The 13754-nt window shown below is 72.0% G+C and carries 19 protein-coding genes; 4 read left to right on the forward strand and 15 right to left on the reverse strand.

Going from position 1 to position 13754, the window contains the following annotated elements; all coding sequences use genetic code 11:
* Positions 1-13 precede the first annotated feature (13 nt).
* The 5 genes from ON36_RS27485 to ON36_RS27505 form a co-directional block, all read right to left on the reverse strand.
* Positions 14-310 (reverse strand): hypothetical protein, encoded by a 297-nt coding sequence (locus ON36_RS27485; RefSeq protein ID WP_043659528.1) that lies wholly within the window; start codon positions 308-310, stop codon positions 14-16.
* Between the two features lie 114 nt (positions 311-424).
* Positions 425-1150, reverse strand: coding sequence for an amino acid ABC transporter ATP-binding protein (locus ON36_RS27490; RefSeq protein WP_043659530.1), 726 nt, complete (start codon positions 1148-1150; stop codon positions 425-427).
* 3 nt (positions 1151-1153) lie between these two features.
* The gene (locus ON36_RS27495; RefSeq protein ID WP_052314399.1) at positions 1154-2956 is read right to left on the reverse strand and encodes an ABC transporter substrate-binding protein/permease; all 1803 of its coding nucleotides are present in this window, start codon (positions 2954-2956) and stop codon (positions 1154-1156) included.
* Between the two features lie 65 nt (positions 2957-3021).
* A complete protein-coding gene (locus tag ON36_RS27500) occupies positions 3022-3816 on the reverse strand; it encodes an LLM class F420-dependent oxidoreductase (RefSeq protein WP_043659532.1) in 795 nt (264 codons plus the stop codon).
* Positions 3817-3858: 42 nt separating this feature from the next.
* Positions 3859-5283 carry an ATP-binding protein gene (locus ON36_RS27505; RefSeq protein ID WP_306306918.1) on the reverse strand — a complete coding sequence of 475 codons (1425 nt, stop codon included), beginning with the start codon at positions 5281-5283 and terminating at the stop codon, positions 3859-3861.
* Between the two features lie 140 nt (positions 5284-5423).
* Between ON36_RS27505 and ON36_RS27510 the strand changes: the two genes are divergently transcribed.
* Both ON36_RS27510 and ON36_RS27515 read left to right on the forward strand, forming a co-directional pair.
* The gene (locus ON36_RS27510; RefSeq protein WP_043659534.1) at positions 5424-6206 is read left to right on the forward strand and encodes an alpha/beta fold hydrolase; all 783 of its coding nucleotides are present in this window, start codon (positions 5424-5426) and stop codon (positions 6204-6206) included.
* Between the two features lie 129 nt (positions 6207-6335).
* The gene (locus tag ON36_RS27515; RefSeq protein ID WP_043659536.1) at positions 6336-7418 is read left to right on the forward strand and encodes an ABC transporter ATP-binding protein; all 1083 of its coding nucleotides are present in this window, start codon (positions 6336-6338) and stop codon (positions 7416-7418) included.
* A gap of 31 nt (positions 7419-7449) precedes the next feature.
* Here ON36_RS27515 and ON36_RS27520 read toward each other — a convergent pair whose 3' ends face one another.
* From ON36_RS27520 to ON36_RS27560, 9 genes are read right to left on the reverse strand one after another with little or no spacing between them, the layout of a single operon-like run.
* Positions 7450-8025: a hypothetical protein gene (locus ON36_RS27520; RefSeq protein ID WP_043659537.1), complete on the reverse strand. Its 576-nt coding sequence runs from the start codon at positions 8023-8025 to the stop codon at positions 7450-7452.
* Positions 8022-8558: a DUF6286 domain-containing protein gene (locus tag ON36_RS27525; RefSeq protein WP_043659538.1), complete on the reverse strand. Its 537-nt coding sequence runs from the start codon at positions 8556-8558 to the stop codon at positions 8022-8024. The genes ON36_RS27520 and ON36_RS27525 overlap by 4 nt, the downstream gene beginning before the upstream one ends.
* Positions 8555-8872, reverse strand: coding sequence for a hypothetical protein (locus ON36_RS27530; RefSeq protein WP_043659539.1), 318 nt, complete (start codon positions 8870-8872; stop codon positions 8555-8557). Before ON36_RS27530 ends, ON36_RS27525 begins: the two co-directional genes overlap by 4 nt.
* Positions 8869-9057 carry a hypothetical protein gene (locus ON36_RS27535; RefSeq protein WP_043659540.1) on the reverse strand — a complete coding sequence of 63 codons (189 nt, stop codon included), beginning with the start codon at positions 9055-9057 and terminating at the stop codon, positions 8869-8871. The genes ON36_RS27530 and ON36_RS27535 overlap by 4 nt, the downstream gene beginning before the upstream one ends.
* Before the next feature lies 1 nt (position 9058).
* Positions 9059-9556 carry an Asp23/Gls24 family envelope stress response protein gene (locus ON36_RS27540; protein ID WP_052314401.1) on the reverse strand — a complete coding sequence of 166 codons (498 nt, stop codon included), beginning with the start codon at positions 9554-9556 and terminating at the stop codon, positions 9059-9061.
* A 58-nt stretch (positions 9557-9614) separates the two neighbouring features.
* Positions 9615-9950: a hypothetical protein gene (locus ON36_RS27545; RefSeq protein ID WP_043659605.1), complete on the reverse strand. Its 336-nt coding sequence runs from the start codon at positions 9948-9950 to the stop codon at positions 9615-9617.
* Between the two features lie 2 nt (positions 9951-9952).
* Positions 9953-10318 carry an Asp23/Gls24 family envelope stress response protein gene (locus ON36_RS27550; RefSeq protein ID WP_043659541.1) on the reverse strand — a complete coding sequence of 122 codons (366 nt, stop codon included), beginning with the start codon at positions 10316-10318 and terminating at the stop codon, positions 9953-9955.
* Positions 10315-10893 carry an Asp23/Gls24 family envelope stress response protein gene (locus ON36_RS27555; protein ID WP_043659542.1) on the reverse strand — a complete coding sequence of 193 codons (579 nt, stop codon included), beginning with the start codon at positions 10891-10893 and terminating at the stop codon, positions 10315-10317. The genes ON36_RS27550 and ON36_RS27555 overlap by 4 nt, the downstream gene beginning before the upstream one ends.
* Positions 10884-11450 carry an RNA polymerase sigma factor gene (locus tag ON36_RS27560; protein WP_043659543.1) on the reverse strand — a complete coding sequence of 189 codons (567 nt, stop codon included), beginning with the start codon at positions 11448-11450 and terminating at the stop codon, positions 10884-10886. Before ON36_RS27560 ends, ON36_RS27555 begins: the two co-directional genes overlap by 10 nt.
* Positions 11451-11610: 160 nt before the next feature.
* Between ON36_RS27560 and ON36_RS27565 the strand changes: the two genes are divergently transcribed.
* On the forward strand, positions 11611-12498 hold the full coding sequence (locus ON36_RS27565; protein ID WP_083885461.1) for a nitrilase-related carbon-nitrogen hydrolase: 888 nt from the start codon (positions 11611-11613) through the stop codon (positions 12496-12498).
* Positions 12499-12555: 57 nt separating this feature from the next.
* Complete coding sequence (locus ON36_RS27570) at positions 12556-13203, forward strand: NADPH-dependent F420 reductase (RefSeq protein WP_043659544.1); 648 nt, start codon at positions 12556-12558, stop codon at positions 13201-13203.
* Here ON36_RS27570 and ON36_RS27575 read toward each other — a convergent pair.
* Positions 13200-13703, reverse strand: a complete 504-nt coding sequence (locus ON36_RS27575) for a winged helix-turn-helix transcriptional regulator (RefSeq protein ID WP_245558226.1) — start codon at positions 13701-13703, stop codon at positions 13200-13202. The two genes, ON36_RS27570 and ON36_RS27575, sit on opposite strands and share 4 nt — an antisense overlap.
* Positions 13704-13754: the final 51 nt, after the last annotated feature.

The raw sequence follows: 13754 nt of genomic DNA on the forward strand, positions 1-13754 counted from the left end.
CGGCCGCGCGCGGTCAGTGGTCGTCGTAGTGACCGTCGTGCGAGGCGTGCCGGTGACCGTCGTGGATGTAGTCGACGTGATCGCCGTGCGGCACGGCGACGTGCCCGCAGCCCTCGCCGTGCACGTGCGGGTGATCGGTGTGCTCGACGTGTGCGCTGGTCTCGCACTCGTCGAAGTGGCCGTCGTGTTCGCGGTGCAGGTGACCGTCGTGGACGTAGTCGACATGATCGCCGTGCGGCACCGCGGCGTGCCCGCAGGCGGGGCCGTGGGCGTGGTCGTGATCGGTGTGTTCGATGTGTGCGGTGGTCATCGGCTGTCCCTCTGTCCGGTGCCGGACGCGGGGCCCGGCGCATGACGAATCGAGCTCTTGCGCTTCCGACATTAACAGTTGCGCATGAATAGCCGGAGTCCCGGTCGCGGCTGTTCAGAGCACCTGGTCGAGGAACTTGCGCAGGCGCGGGGTGCCCGCGTCGTCGAAGAGCTGATCGGGGCTTCCGGTCTCCACGACCACGCCGCGGTCCATGAAGACGACCCGGTCGGAGACGCTGCGGGCGAAGCCCATCTCGTGCGTCACCACGATCATCGACATCCCGCCCGACGCCAGGTCGGTCATGAGCGCCAGGATGCCCTTGACCAGTTCCGGGTCGAGGGCCGAGGTCGCCTCGTCGAAGAACATGATCTGCGGCTTCATGGCCAGCGCGCGGGCGATGGCGACCCGCTGCTGCTGCCCGCCGGAGAGGTTGGCCGGGCGCGCGTCGGCCTTGTCGGCGAGGCCGACGGTCTCCAGCTGGGCCAGCGCCTCCGCCCTGGCCTGCTCCTTGGACAGGCCGCGCAGCTTGCGGGGGCCCAACGCGATGTTCTCGGCGACGGTCTTGTGCGGGAACAGGTTGAAGTGCTGGAACACCATGCCGATGCGCTGGCGCAACGCGTCCGGGTTCTCCTTCAGCACCGACTCGCCGTCCAGCAGGATGTCGCCGGAATCGGGCTCGTGCAGGCGGTTGAGCACCCGGAGCAGGGTCGACTTGCCCGAGCCGGAGGGCCCGATCACCGTGGTGGTCGTGCCCGCGTCGACGCTGATGTCGACGCCGCGCAGGATGTGGTTGCCGCCGAGGGTGAGGTTCAGTCCGGTGCCGGTGAGGGATGCACTCATGGGTCAGCGCCCTTCGGTGATGACGGCCTGCTCGACCGGGTCGATGGGATCGTCGGGCGCGGCGGCCGGTTTCCCGGTGCGCATCCGGCGGTCGATGTAGTTGACCAGATGGGTCAGCGGAATGGTCAGCACCAGGTACATCAGACCCGCCGCGACCAGGGGGGACAGGTTGCCGGTCTGGGCGTTCAGATCGCGGCCGACGGCGAACAGCTCGCGCTGGGAGGCGAGCAGGCCGAGGAAGTAGATCAGGGAGGAGTCCTTGATGAGGGCGATGAACTGGTTCATCAGCGCGGGCAGCACCCGGCGCACGCCCTGCGGGATGACGACCAGCGTCATGGACTGCCGGTAGCCGAAGCCGATCGCGCGCGCGGCCTCCATCTGCCCCGGCTCCACCGACTGGATGCCGGACCGGAAGATCTCGCCGATGTAGGCGGCGGCCAGCAGGGCGAGGGCGACCGCGCCGAGCCAGTACGGGTTGTTGCCGGTGATGTTGCGGACGACCGGGCCGACGCCGAGGCCGATCAGCAGGATGATCACGACGGCGGGCAGGCCGCGGAAGATGTCGGTGTAGACCCGCGCGGGCCAGCGAAGCCAGCGCGTGCGCGAGATGCCCATGACCGCGAGGAGCATGCCGAGAAGGGTGCCGAGCACCCCCGAGACCAGCGCCAGGATCAGTGTGTTCGGCAGACCGGTCTTGATCAGATCGGGAAACGCCTTGCGGTACAGCGACCAGTCGAAGAAGGTGTCCTTCAGCTGCTCCAGGGTCGATTTCTGCGCGACCTCGGCGGTGTCGCCCGTCGGCTTGTCGGCGGCGAGGGCGCGGAAGTCGGGGAGCTGGGGCGCCGGGGCGGATCGGGAGCCCGGCTTCCAGCCCGGCGGGAGTTCGCGCGGGACCCAGTCGGCGTAGAGGCGGGCGTAGGTGCCGTCGGCGATCACGGCGTCGAGGCCGGAGTTGAGCGCGTCGATCAGGGGCTGGTTGTTCTTGGCGACCGCGTAGCCGACGAAGTTGTCCAGGCTGAAGGTGTTCTGCGACACCGAGATCGGGTCGCCGGGCTTGATCGCGCCCTCGGCCTGCGCGGACGGCGCGACCCACGCGTCGACCTGGCCGGACTTCAGGTTGGCGTAGGCGGTGTTGTAGTCGGGGAACTTCACCGGGTCCAGCTTCAGCTGGTTGACCACGAACTCGTCCTGCACCGTGCCCTGCACGACCGCGACGCGGGTGCCGCTGTTCAGGTCCGAGAACTTCTGGATCCGGCTGCCGTTCGGGACGACCAGCGAGAAGTAACCGAAGTCGTAGCCGTTGGTGAAGCCGACCAGCTGCCTGCGTGCCTCGGTGGTGGTGATGTTGGAGGAGCCGACGTCGAAGCGCCTGCTCGACACCTGGGCGAGCAGCCCCGCGAACTCGGTGCCGGAGAACTGCACCTCCAGGCCCAGCTTCGCGCCGATGGCCCGCAGCAGTTCGTTGTCGAACCCGGTGAACGTGCCCTGGGAGTTGACGCAGATGCTCGGCGGCGCGTCCGACAGCGTGCCGACGCTGAGCCTGCCCGGGCTCAGCAGCCCGAGTTTCGTGGTGTCGATCGAGGTCAGCGGGGCGGTGGTCGCGGTGGTGTAGCGGTCCTCGGCGGCCGCGGCCGCGTCCGAGGCGAGGTTGTCCGGCGCGGCGGAGGCGGCGGCGGGGCCGGGCGGCGAACACAGGTCGGCGGCCGTCGCCCCGCCTCCGTCGCCGCAGCCGGTCGCCGCGACCCCGGCGACCAGCAGCAACGCCGCGAACAGAGCCCGGGTTCGCACAGCACGCAGTCCAGCCATGCTGATAGACGATAGGTGACCCGTCCGGCGCCGGTTCGCGACGCGCGCAACCGGCGCCGCGCCGGTCAGGCCAGGCCAGCGACCTGTTCGGGGTTGATCTCGTCGCGCCAGGCCAGCGCCCGTTCGACCTCGGTGAGGTCGTAGTCGGGGCCGGAGACACCGATGGTGAACAAGGTGACACCGGCGGCGTGCAGGGCGTCGGCGGCCTCCCGCCCCGGCCACTGGACCGAGCGCTCGATGCGCGACTCGTCGGTGCCGACCTCGGCCGCGTGCTCGGCGAGGATCTTGTTCTTGTGGGTCAGCACGTCCAGGTCGGCGAAGGAGTGCCAGATGTCGGCGTACTCGGCGACCAGGCGCAGGGTCTTGCGTTCGCCGCCGCCGCCGATGAGGATCGGGATGTCGCGCACCGGGGCCGGGTTGAGCTCGCGCAGCCGGGCGGTGAGCCGGGACATGTTGTCCTTCAGCAGTTTCAGGCGGGTGCCGGGGGTGCCGAACTCGTAGCCGTACTCGGCGTAGTCGCGTTCGAACCAGCCCGCGCCGATGCCGAGGATCAGCCGGCCGCCGCTGATGTGATCGATCGTGCGCGCCATGTCGGCGAGCAGGTCGGGATTGCGGTAGCCGCCGCCGGTGACCAGCGCGCCGAACTCCACCCGCTCGGTCTGCTCGGCCCAGGCGGCGAGCATGGTCCAGCACTCGAAGTGCGCGCCGGCCGGGTCGCCGGTCAGCGGGTAGAAGTGGTCCCAGTTGAAGACGATGTCCACCCCGGCGTCCTCGGCCCGCCGCACCGCGTCGCGGATCAGGCCGTAGTCGGGGGCGTGCTGGGGCTGCAACTGCATACCGATGCGGACCGGACGGGTCATGCGCGGCACTCCTAGGGCTCGCTGACGATTGCGGAACCGAGCCTACCCGCGCGCGAGGCCGTCCGCGGGGCGGCGATCGCGCAGCGGGACACCGACATCGGCGCCCCCTTCGGCGGTCAGCCGAGGCCGCACCTTCGCCAGCACCGGCGCGGGCACGAAACCACCGGCGAACAGGGCCTCGCCCTGCCGGAACCACGGGGACTGGGCGAGCATCGCGGCGGGCGCGTACCCGAAGTAGGTGCCGAGCTCGTCGAGGTCCTGCGGGGAGGTCATCTTCATCAGGGCCAGGTTGTCGCACTGGGAGATGATCCCGGAGTGCACCTTGGACGGCCGCTGGGTCGACAACAGCAGCCACAGCCCGAACTTGCGGCCCTCCGCCGCGATCTGGATCAGTCGTTCGCGCACGGCCACCGCGATCGGTGAATCCAGCTGCGGCGAGGCCAGGTTGTGCGCCTCGTCGATGACCAGCAGCACCGGCCTGCGTTCCTCGCGCCGCGCCCACAGGTCGTCGAGCAGCGACAGCGCGACCACCAGCTGCTGATCGGGCGTGGAGAAGCCGCCCAGATCGAGCACGGTGGCATCGGGCCGTTCGTCGACGATGTCGACCACCGACCGGTCCGGGCCCGCCCACACCTCCCATTCGGTGATGCCGAGGTTCTCCACCCGCTGCGCGAGCCTGCGCATCACCGTGTCGTCGATGGCCTGGATCTTCGAGAGGACCTGGTCGATCTCGCCGTCCATGTCCTGGAAGCGCAGGTGGACGAAGGCGTTGAACTCCTCCCGATCGGCCACCGGGTCCAGCCGCAGGATCGCCGCCTGGGACGCGAGCGGCATGCCGGTGAAGCGGGCGCGCAGGCGCGGCTTCGGGCCGGTGTTCGGGCGGAGCACGCGGATGTCGCGCCTGCTCAGCGCGGCCGCCGTCACCCCGGTGGCGTCGGGGTTCAGCTCGCCGAGCCGGACGAAGTCGGCATTCGGGTCGAAGATCACCACCGGCAGTTCGGTGTGCGCGATCAGTTCCTCGAGCACCACCCCGAGCGCGTAGGTCTTGCCCGACCCGCTCTGCCCGCACCAGAAGGTGTGCCGGTTGAAGCGCTTGGGCGAGAGCCGGGCCGGGCCGCCGGGCGCGGTCAGGTCGGCGCCGACCTCGAGCACCGAACCCGTCGTCTCGTGCAGGGCGCTGACCGTCGCGGCGTCGGCCGCCTCCAGCACGCCGCGCTCGAACGGGAACCCGCTGCGCAGCTCGACCCCACCGTCGACGAGCTCGCCGAGCAGCCGCCCGTGCAGCCGCACCGGCGCCTGCGCGGACCGTCCCTCCACGAGCACCAGCTGGCGGCGCCCCTCGGCCGTGAGCACGGCCAGCGAACCGACGGTGAGCGGCATGTTCCCGGCGTCGTCGACCACGAACGAACGCCCGTCCGCCGAACGGGCGATGGGACCGGACGAGCCGGTCACCTCGGCGCTATCCATGCCTCCGATAGTGCCACCGCCGGGCCCGCGCGACGGTGACCGCGCCCGCGCGCCGATGAGTTCCGCCGCGTCTCCCCGTCGTAGTACCCAGACGGCTCCGACGACCCGGGACCCGTTCCGGCCGCGAAAGGAATCCACACATGCCGACGGCGACCTCCGCGGATGGCACGACCATCGCCTACGACGTGTCCGGCACCGGGCCCACGCTGCTCTACATCACGGGGGCGACCTGCTTCCGCTCCTTCCTGCCGGTCGCCGCCGACGCGAAGGTCTTCGCCCGCGCCTTCACCGTGTACAGCTACGACCGACGCGGACGCGGCGACAGCGGGGACACCGGGCCCTACGCGGTCGCGCGCGAGGTGGACGACATCGAGGCGATGATCGATGCCGCGGGCGGCCGCGCCCTGCTCTACGGGCACTCCTCGGGCGCGGCGCTCGCCCTCGAGGCCGCCGCCCGCATGCCGGACAAGGTCACCGGCGTGGTCGCCTACGACGCGTCCTACGTTCACGACGCCACCGAACGCGATTCCTACGCCCGCCTCGCGCGGGCGGTCGGCGCCGAACTCGACGCGGGCGAGCACGCCCGGGCGCTGACGGTCTTCCTGCGCGGGATCGGTATGCCCCGCGCCTTCGTCGCCCTGCTCCCGTTCTTCCCCGGCAGGCGCACGATGAAGGCGCTGGCACCCACCCTGCGCTACGACATCGCCCTGACCGCGGAACCGGCCCCCGTCCACCGCTTCGCCCGCATCGAGGTCCCGGTGCACGTGGTGGTCGGCGCGAAGAGCCCGCGGAGCCTGCACGCGGTCGCCGAACAGCTCGTCGCCGCGGTACCGAACGCGAGCCACCAGATCCTGCCCGGCCAGAACCACATGGTCGGCGCGAAGGCCCTGCTCCCGATCCTCACCGCCGCCTGCCCCACCTGAACCCCCAGGTCAGTGCCGCCGATCGAACACCGGAACCGAGGCCGCCCGCCGGGTACTATCACCGCGTTCGACCCCTGTTACTCGGATCGTCCGGCACGTTCCTGCCGGTGAATGGGATGTGGTTTACGTATGGCTACGGTGACCTTCGATCGCGCCACCCGGCTCTACCCGGGCGGGCAGCGGCCCGCGGTGGATCAGCTGAACCTGGAGATCGCCGACGGCGAGTTCCTGGTGCTGGTCGGGCCGTCCGGGTGTGGCAAGTCGACCTCGCTGCGGATGCTCGCGGGGCTCGAGGAGGTCGACGGCGGGCGGATCCTGATCGGGGACTCCGACGTCACGGATGTGGAACCCAAGGAACGCGACATCGCGATGGTGTTCCAGAACTACGCGCTGTACCCGCACATGTCGGTCGCGGAGAACATGGGTTTCGCGCTGAAGCTGGCCAAGGTGTCCAAGGCCGAGCGGGAGCAGCGGGTGCTGGAGGCGGCCAAGCTGCTCGACCTCGAGCAGTTCCTGGACCGTAAGCCCAAGGCGCTGTCCGGCGGCCAGCGGCAGCGGGTGGCCATGGGCCGGGCCATCGTGCGGCAGCCGCAGGTGTTCCTCATGGACGAGCCGCTGTCGAACCTCGACGCCAAGCTGCGCGTGCAGACCCGCACCCAGATCGCCCAGCTGCAGCGGCGGCTCGGCACCACCACGGTCTACGTCACCCACGACCAGGTGGAGGCGATGACCATGGGCGACCGCGTCGCCGTGCTCAAGGACGGCCTGCTGCAGCAGTGCGCGTCCCCGCGCGACCTCTACCGCGACCCGGCCAACCAGTTCGTCGCCGGGTTCATGGGCTCGCCCGCGATGAACCTGTTCACCCTGCCCGTCGACGACGGCACCGTCACCCTCGGCGGCCACGCCATCCCGGTCCCGCGCTCGGTGGCCGACGCGGGCGCCGGTTCGGTGGTCCTCGGCATCCGGCCCGAGCACCTCTCGGCGGGCGACGGCGGCATCCGTCTCGAGGTCGACGTCATCGAGGAACTCGGCTCCGACGCCTACGTCTACGGGCGGGCGCTGTCGGACGGGTCCAGCGGGCACACCGGGGAGAGCATCGTGGCCCGGGTCGACTGGCGCAAGCCGCCGGCCAGGGGCGACCGGCTCGAGCTCGTCGCCGACCCGGAGCACGTGTATTTCTTCGCCGCCGAGGACGGCAGGCGGCTGCGCTGAGGCCCGGCCGCGGCCCCGGCCGGGCGTCGCGCTAGAGCGCCCGCGCGGTCCGGGCCCGGTCGGCGATCCGGAACTCCGCCGAGACGGGCACCGTGACCAGGTCGAGCGCGGTGCAGAGCCGCCCGACCGCGTGGCCGAGGATCTGCCGCCGGATCGCCGGGAGATCGGCATCGGGGTCGGTGTCGATCACCAGGTGCAGGTTCGGCGCGGCGGGTCCGTCGGACAGCCGCGCGGTCGCCGACCGGACGCCGGGATAGGTCTCCACGTCGGCGGCGACGGCGGCCGCGGCGGCGTCGGAGCCGAGCAGGGTGCGGCCCTGCGCGTCCGCCGCGCCCAGCTGCCAGGTCTCGCGCCTCGGCAGCCGGGTGAACTGGGCCGCGAGCCAGCGCAGCGCGAGCAGCGTGACGATCACCGCGCCGGCGATGACCGCGTAGAACACCAGCCGGGGCGGCTCCTCGGTGCCCGGCACCAGCGGTGAGCCGGGCGAGATCCGCGAGACGGCACCGAAGTGCACGGCGAGGACCGCCGCGCCGCCCGCGACGAGCACCAGCCCGAGCAGGCCGAGCACGCCGCGGTTGAGCCGCGCGGGCCGGTTGGCGGTTGTCATCGGGTACCTCCCGGCGTGATCGCGCGCAGGCTGGTGCGCAGCCGGGGTGTCCCGGCGGGGCGGATGCGGTCGAGCCGCGCGCCGACCGCGACACCGATGTCCTCGGCGGTCTTCGGCGCGGTGTGGTGGGTGTGCCCGCTGACCCGGATCTTCTTCGCGCGCAGCCGGACCCGGGCCCGGTCGAGCCCGTCCACCCCCGCCGCGGCGTCGGCGATCGCGTGGCGCAGGCTGCGCCGGGTGATGCCGGCCTCGACCTCGTCCTCGGCCTCCAGCGGCACGACGACCGCGCGGCCCGGCAGCAGCGCCGCGGCCAGCAGCAGCAGGCCGAGCACCACCGCGACGATCCCGCCCGCCAGCACCCACGCGCTGTCCCACGCGGTGGTGTGCAGGCGGGTGGCCACGCTGTCGTAGGACACCAGTTCGTGTGTGCCCGTCAGGCGTTGGACGAGGGTCACCGCGACGAGCACGGCGAGTGCGCCGAGCGCCGTCGCGACGAGCACCGCCGGGACGATCCGGCGGGGACGTCGTTTCATCGCACTCTCCTCTCGGCGGGCGCGGGCACGAGGGCGGTCACCTCGATGTCCACGCGCGGCACGGTCAAACCGGTCAGCTCCGTGACCCGTGCGATCAGGTGGGCTCGGCACCGGTCGGTCACCTGCGTGACCGAGCACGGGTAGCGGACCGGGAGCCGGACGCGCAGCCCGGCCCCGGTCCCGACGACCTGGGCCTCGACCTGCACGTCCGGCTCCACGCCGTCGACCTCGGCCGCGGCCCGGGCGGCGATGCGGCGGACCGCCCGCTCGCCGACCGTGGTCGCGCCGGGCAGTTCGGCGGTGACGGTGGTCACCGCCTGCCCCGATCCTGGGTGGTCCGGATCAGGCCGGCCAGGTCGACCTGGCCGTCGAGCCAGCGGCCGACCAGCAGACCGAGGCCACCGAAGATCAGCACGACGGCGAACGCGCCGAGCCCGCCGAACGCGGCGGCGAATCCCAGGGACAGGCCCATGGCGAGGCAGATCGCGGTGGCACTCATGTCACTGCACCCGGTCGCGGGTCGGCTGCTGCTCGGAGTCATCCTCGATGTAGACGTCGTTGACGTTGATGTTGACCTCGACCACCTCGAGGCCGGTCATCTGCTCGATGGCGGTGATGACGTTGCGGCGCACCGCCTTCGCGAGCTCGGCGATCGAGACCCCGTACTCGACGACGAGTTCGAGGTCGACCGCGGCCTGCTTCTCGCCGACCTCCACCGACACGCCCTGGCCGATGCTCGACGAGGCGCCCGGGATGCGGTCGCGCAGCGCGCCGATGGCCCGGGCGGTGCCGCCGCCGAGGTCGTGCACGCCGCGGACCTCGCGGGCGGCCAGCCCGGCGATCTTCTGTACCACGGTGTCGGCGACGGTGGTGGTGCCCAGGTCGGTCGCCAGCGGGTGCGGGCGCTCGGCGGTGTTGCGCTCGGTGGTCGCCTTGTCGGCGGCCTTGTTGTTCTCGGTGTCCTTCACGACGGTGCTCACGTGTTTCCTCCCGATCATGTTGTGTGGCAAGGACGGACGATCTGACATCTGTTAGGACACGGGCCCGCGCGGAACCTCACGGACCGGAATCGTGATCTGGATCGCTGTCGGCGCCCAGCGCGTCGGCGTGCAGGGCGACGACGTGGACACGGAGCGTCGCTCCGGCCCACGGGCTTTCGTCGAGCAGCGGACGCACCGCGGCGCCGACCCGCTCGACCAGGGCGGACAGCGGCAGCGAACCGGCGACGATCCGGATCTCCACCGCCTCCTCGCCGAGTTCGACGGCGAATCGGTGCGGGTCCCAGGGCAGCCAGCGGCCGCCGCGCATGCCCATCGGCACCGCGGGGTGTACGTCGTCGAAGTCGTCGAGCGCCGCGACGATCGCGGCGGTCAGGTCGGTCGCTCGGTTCACGGTCACCTCGGTTCGATGTCCAGCACGGAGACCGTCACCGAGTCGACGGTCTCCGCGGTCGCCTCGGCCACGGCGCGAACGACCGCGCGCTGCACCGCGCGGCCGACCCGCGTGACCTGCGCCGTCGCGGTCAGCGCCAGGTCGACCTGCACGGTCAGCCTGCCCTCGGCGCGGCGCACGCGCACCCCGGCGGTCGCCGCGGTCGGCAGACCGCTCCACAGCTGTCCGCCGGTGCCCGCGTACTGGCCGGCCAGCCCGAGGACGCCCGGCTCGAGCCGCGCGACGCCCGGGACCCGGGTCGCCGCGTCGGCGGCGACGGCGGCGATCACCGCGGGGCCGACGGTCAGGCGCGTCTCCGGTGCGGTCACGATCGCTCCTCGTAGAGATCGGTGACGGCGATGTCGAGCCGGACGACGCGCACGCCGATCCGGGCGGACGCCGCGGCGTGCACGCGTTCGCGCACCGCCGTGACGAGGTCCTCGATGCGGTGGGCGCCGTGCCGCACGGCCAGGGTCATCGTGACCGCCAGCCCGTCGGTGCCGTCGTCGCCGTCGCCGTCCACGCCGCGCACCCGGCAGCTCCTCGCCCTGACCCCGTCGACGGTGTCGGCGGCGTAGCGCAGCAGCACGGCGACCGCCTGCTCACTGACCTGCACCGAACCGGGTTCGGCCGAGTCGACGGTGACCGCGCGACCGCGCCGCACGTCGGCGCGCACCGCGGACATGATGCGGCCGAACAGATCCGGCGGCGGCGGGTCGGGCTCCTCGATCAGTTCGCGCGTGGCGTCGCGCAGGGTCAGCAGGCTCTCACGGGCCGCCCGGCAGTCCGGGCACGCCCGTTCGTGGGCGTCGGGGCCCGACTCGGGGTCCGTCAGGTGCTGCCAGATCTGCTCGACACCGCGCCCGCAGGGCAGCGTGTAGTCGTTGTCGGTGGTCATCGCCATGGTTTCATCACCTCTGCCAGTTGCGCGCGAGCCCGGGCGATCCGGCCGCGCACCGCGGCGTTGTTCGCGCCGACGATCTCGGCGATCTCGTCGTAGGACCGGCCGTGGACCTCGCGCAACAGCCAGCAGGCCCGCTGCTCGGGCGTCAGCTCCTGCAGCGCGTCGGTCAGCGCGGCCAGCTGGCTGCTGACCTCGGTCGCGTGGTCGGGGCGGGTCTCGGTGCGCGTGGACGGCGTGGTCTCGGGGTCCATCTCGGTGGTCGGGCGGCGGGCGCGCAGCACGTTCAGGCACCGGTTGGTGGTCATCCGGTACATCCAGCCCGCGAAGGCCGCGTCGTCCTGGAGCCGGGACAGGTTGCGCCAGGCGTTGAGGAAGACCTCCTGGGTCACGTCCTCGGCCTCGGCGCGGTCGCCCAGCATGCGCGACGCGAGCCGGAACATGGGGCCCTGGTAGCGCACCACCAGTTGTTCGTAGGCCCGGACATCGCCGTCACGCGCCCGACCGGCCAGGGTCGCGTCGTCCAGCGTTGCCTCGGGCGCCGGTGACGTCGTGGTCACACGCACCTCCTCCGCCAGTACTCGATGAATGGACACGATGCGTGGGAAAGGCTCACGGCGATTATGGGGTGATCGTCATCTCAGCCGTGGCTGCGTGAGGACCCGGTGTGTCGGGTGTCGTACCTGATGCAAGGTGTCACGGCCGGGAACGAGGAGAACGATGTCGAGCAGGGTACGAGTGGCGGCGGTGCAGGCCGCGCCCCGATGGCTGAACCTGGCGGCCGGTGTCGACCAGGTCGTTTCTCTGATCGAGTCGGCGTCCGACCAGGGCGCGCGGCTGGTCGCCTTCCCGGAGACGTTCCTGCCCGGTTTCCCGTGGTGGATGTGGCTGAGTGCCGTGGACTGGGACGGCGACATCATCGCCCGGTACCGGCGCAACTCGATGACCGCGGACGGCCCGGAACTACGCGCGATCCGCTACGCGGCGCGCCGCCGCGGCATCCACGTCGCGCTCGGCTTCTCCGAGCGCGACGGCGAGCAGGTCTTCATGTCGCAGGCGCTGATCGACGACCGGGGCGACGTGCAGGTCGCGCGCAAGGGCGCGCCGACGCCGCTCGAGCGCACCGTCTTCGGCTCCGCGCCGCGGCGTCCGCTGATCCGGGAGACCGCCGTCGGCAGGGTCGGCGTGCTCGGCGGCACGGACCACCTGCGGCCGGGCGTGTGCGAGGACATGCACCGGGCGGGCGAGCAGATCCACGTCGCCGCCTGGCCGGGGTTCACCGTCTACGAGGGGGAACCGAGGACGCGCGGGCCCGAGCTGTGCACCGACACGAGCCGCCGCTACGCCCGCGCGGGCGGCAGCTACGTGATCGCGCCGACGGCCGTCGTCCCCGTCGCGGGCTGGGAGGTCGCGGGCCCCGGCACCCCGCGGCGCAGGCTGCTCAGGGGCGGCAGCGGGGTGGCGCGGATCCTCGGCCCCGACGGCCGCGATCTCGCCGTTCCGCTGGACGAGGACGCCGAAGGACTGCTGGTCGCCGACCTGATCGTCGCCACCGGCCGGGACCGGGTGCGCCCCGGGCACCCGCCGGGCGCCCGGGCGCTGGCCTGATTTCGCCCTGCGCGCAACGGCTCGCGCGCGGGCTCGCCGGGCTTCTACACTCGCGCCATGCGTATCGCGGTACTGGGAACCGGCCAGGTCGGGCAGCGGCTCGCCGGCAAGCTCGTCGAGCTCGGGCACGAGGTGACGATGGGTTCGCGGACCGCCGACAACGCCGACGCGGCCGCCTGGGCCGCCGCGACCGGGGGCGCGCACGGCACCTTCGCCGACGCCGCCGCGGCCGCGGAGCTGATCGTCAACGCGACCTCGGGCACGGTGTCGGTCGCGGCGCTGACCGCGGCGGGCGCGGAGAACCTGCGCGGCAAGATCCTCGTCGACGTGTCGAATTCGCTCGACTTCTCCCAGGGCTTCCCGCCCCGCCTGATCACGCCCGAGGCGGGCAGCGTCGCCGAGACCATCCAGCTGGCCTTTCCCGAGGCGCGGGTGGTCAAGACGCTGAACACGGTCAACAACGCGACCATGGTCGATCCGGCCCGCATCCCGGGCGACCACAGCATCTTCGTCAGCGGTGACGACGCGGACGCCAAGAAGCAGGTCATCGAGCTGCTGAACGCCTTCGGCTGGACCGCCGCGCAGATCGTCGACCTGGGCGGTCTGGCCACCGCGCGCAGCACCGAGCCCATGGTGCTGCTGTGGGTGCACCTCTACCAGCGGTTCGGCACCGAGGACGTCAACGTCGGGGTGTTCACCGCCTAGTCGCCCGCGCGCTTGCGGGCGCGCAGGTATTCCTTGTTGACGCGGACGCCGAGCCGGTCCAGCTCGATCGGGGTGCCGTCGGCGCTGCGCAGTTCGACCCGGACCGGCTCGCCCGTCTCGGCGTCGACGCGCAGCAGCGGCGGCGGGCCCGGCTGCAGGTACTCGTCGCCCCACTGCCAGAGCGCGACCACCGCGGGCAGCAGGTCGAGACCCTTCTTGGTCAGCACGTACTCGTTGCGGGTGCGCTGGCCCTCCTCCCGGTAGGGCTGCTTCTCCAGCAGCCCCGCCTCGGTGAGCTTGCGCAACTGGCTGGCCGCCGCGGCGTCGGTGACCCCGACGCGGCGGGCGAAGCCGTCGAATCGCCGTGTGCCGTAGTAGGCCTCGCGCAGGATCAGCATCGCCGAGCGGGTGCCGATGAGGTCCATGGCGCGCGCGATCGAGCAGCCGGTCGTCTCCCAGGCGTCGAGATCGGCGAGCGGACCTTCCATCACAGCGGACATGTGGTCCATCATACCGCCAGCTGACTTGAGTTGTTCATAGTCTGGTCGTAC

Origin of the sequence: Nocardia thailandica NBRC 100428, assembly GCF_000308795.1 — a bacterium.
Taxonomy (GTDB): domain Bacteria; phylum Actinomycetota; class Actinomycetes; order Mycobacteriales; family Mycobacteriaceae; genus Nocardia; species Nocardia thailandica.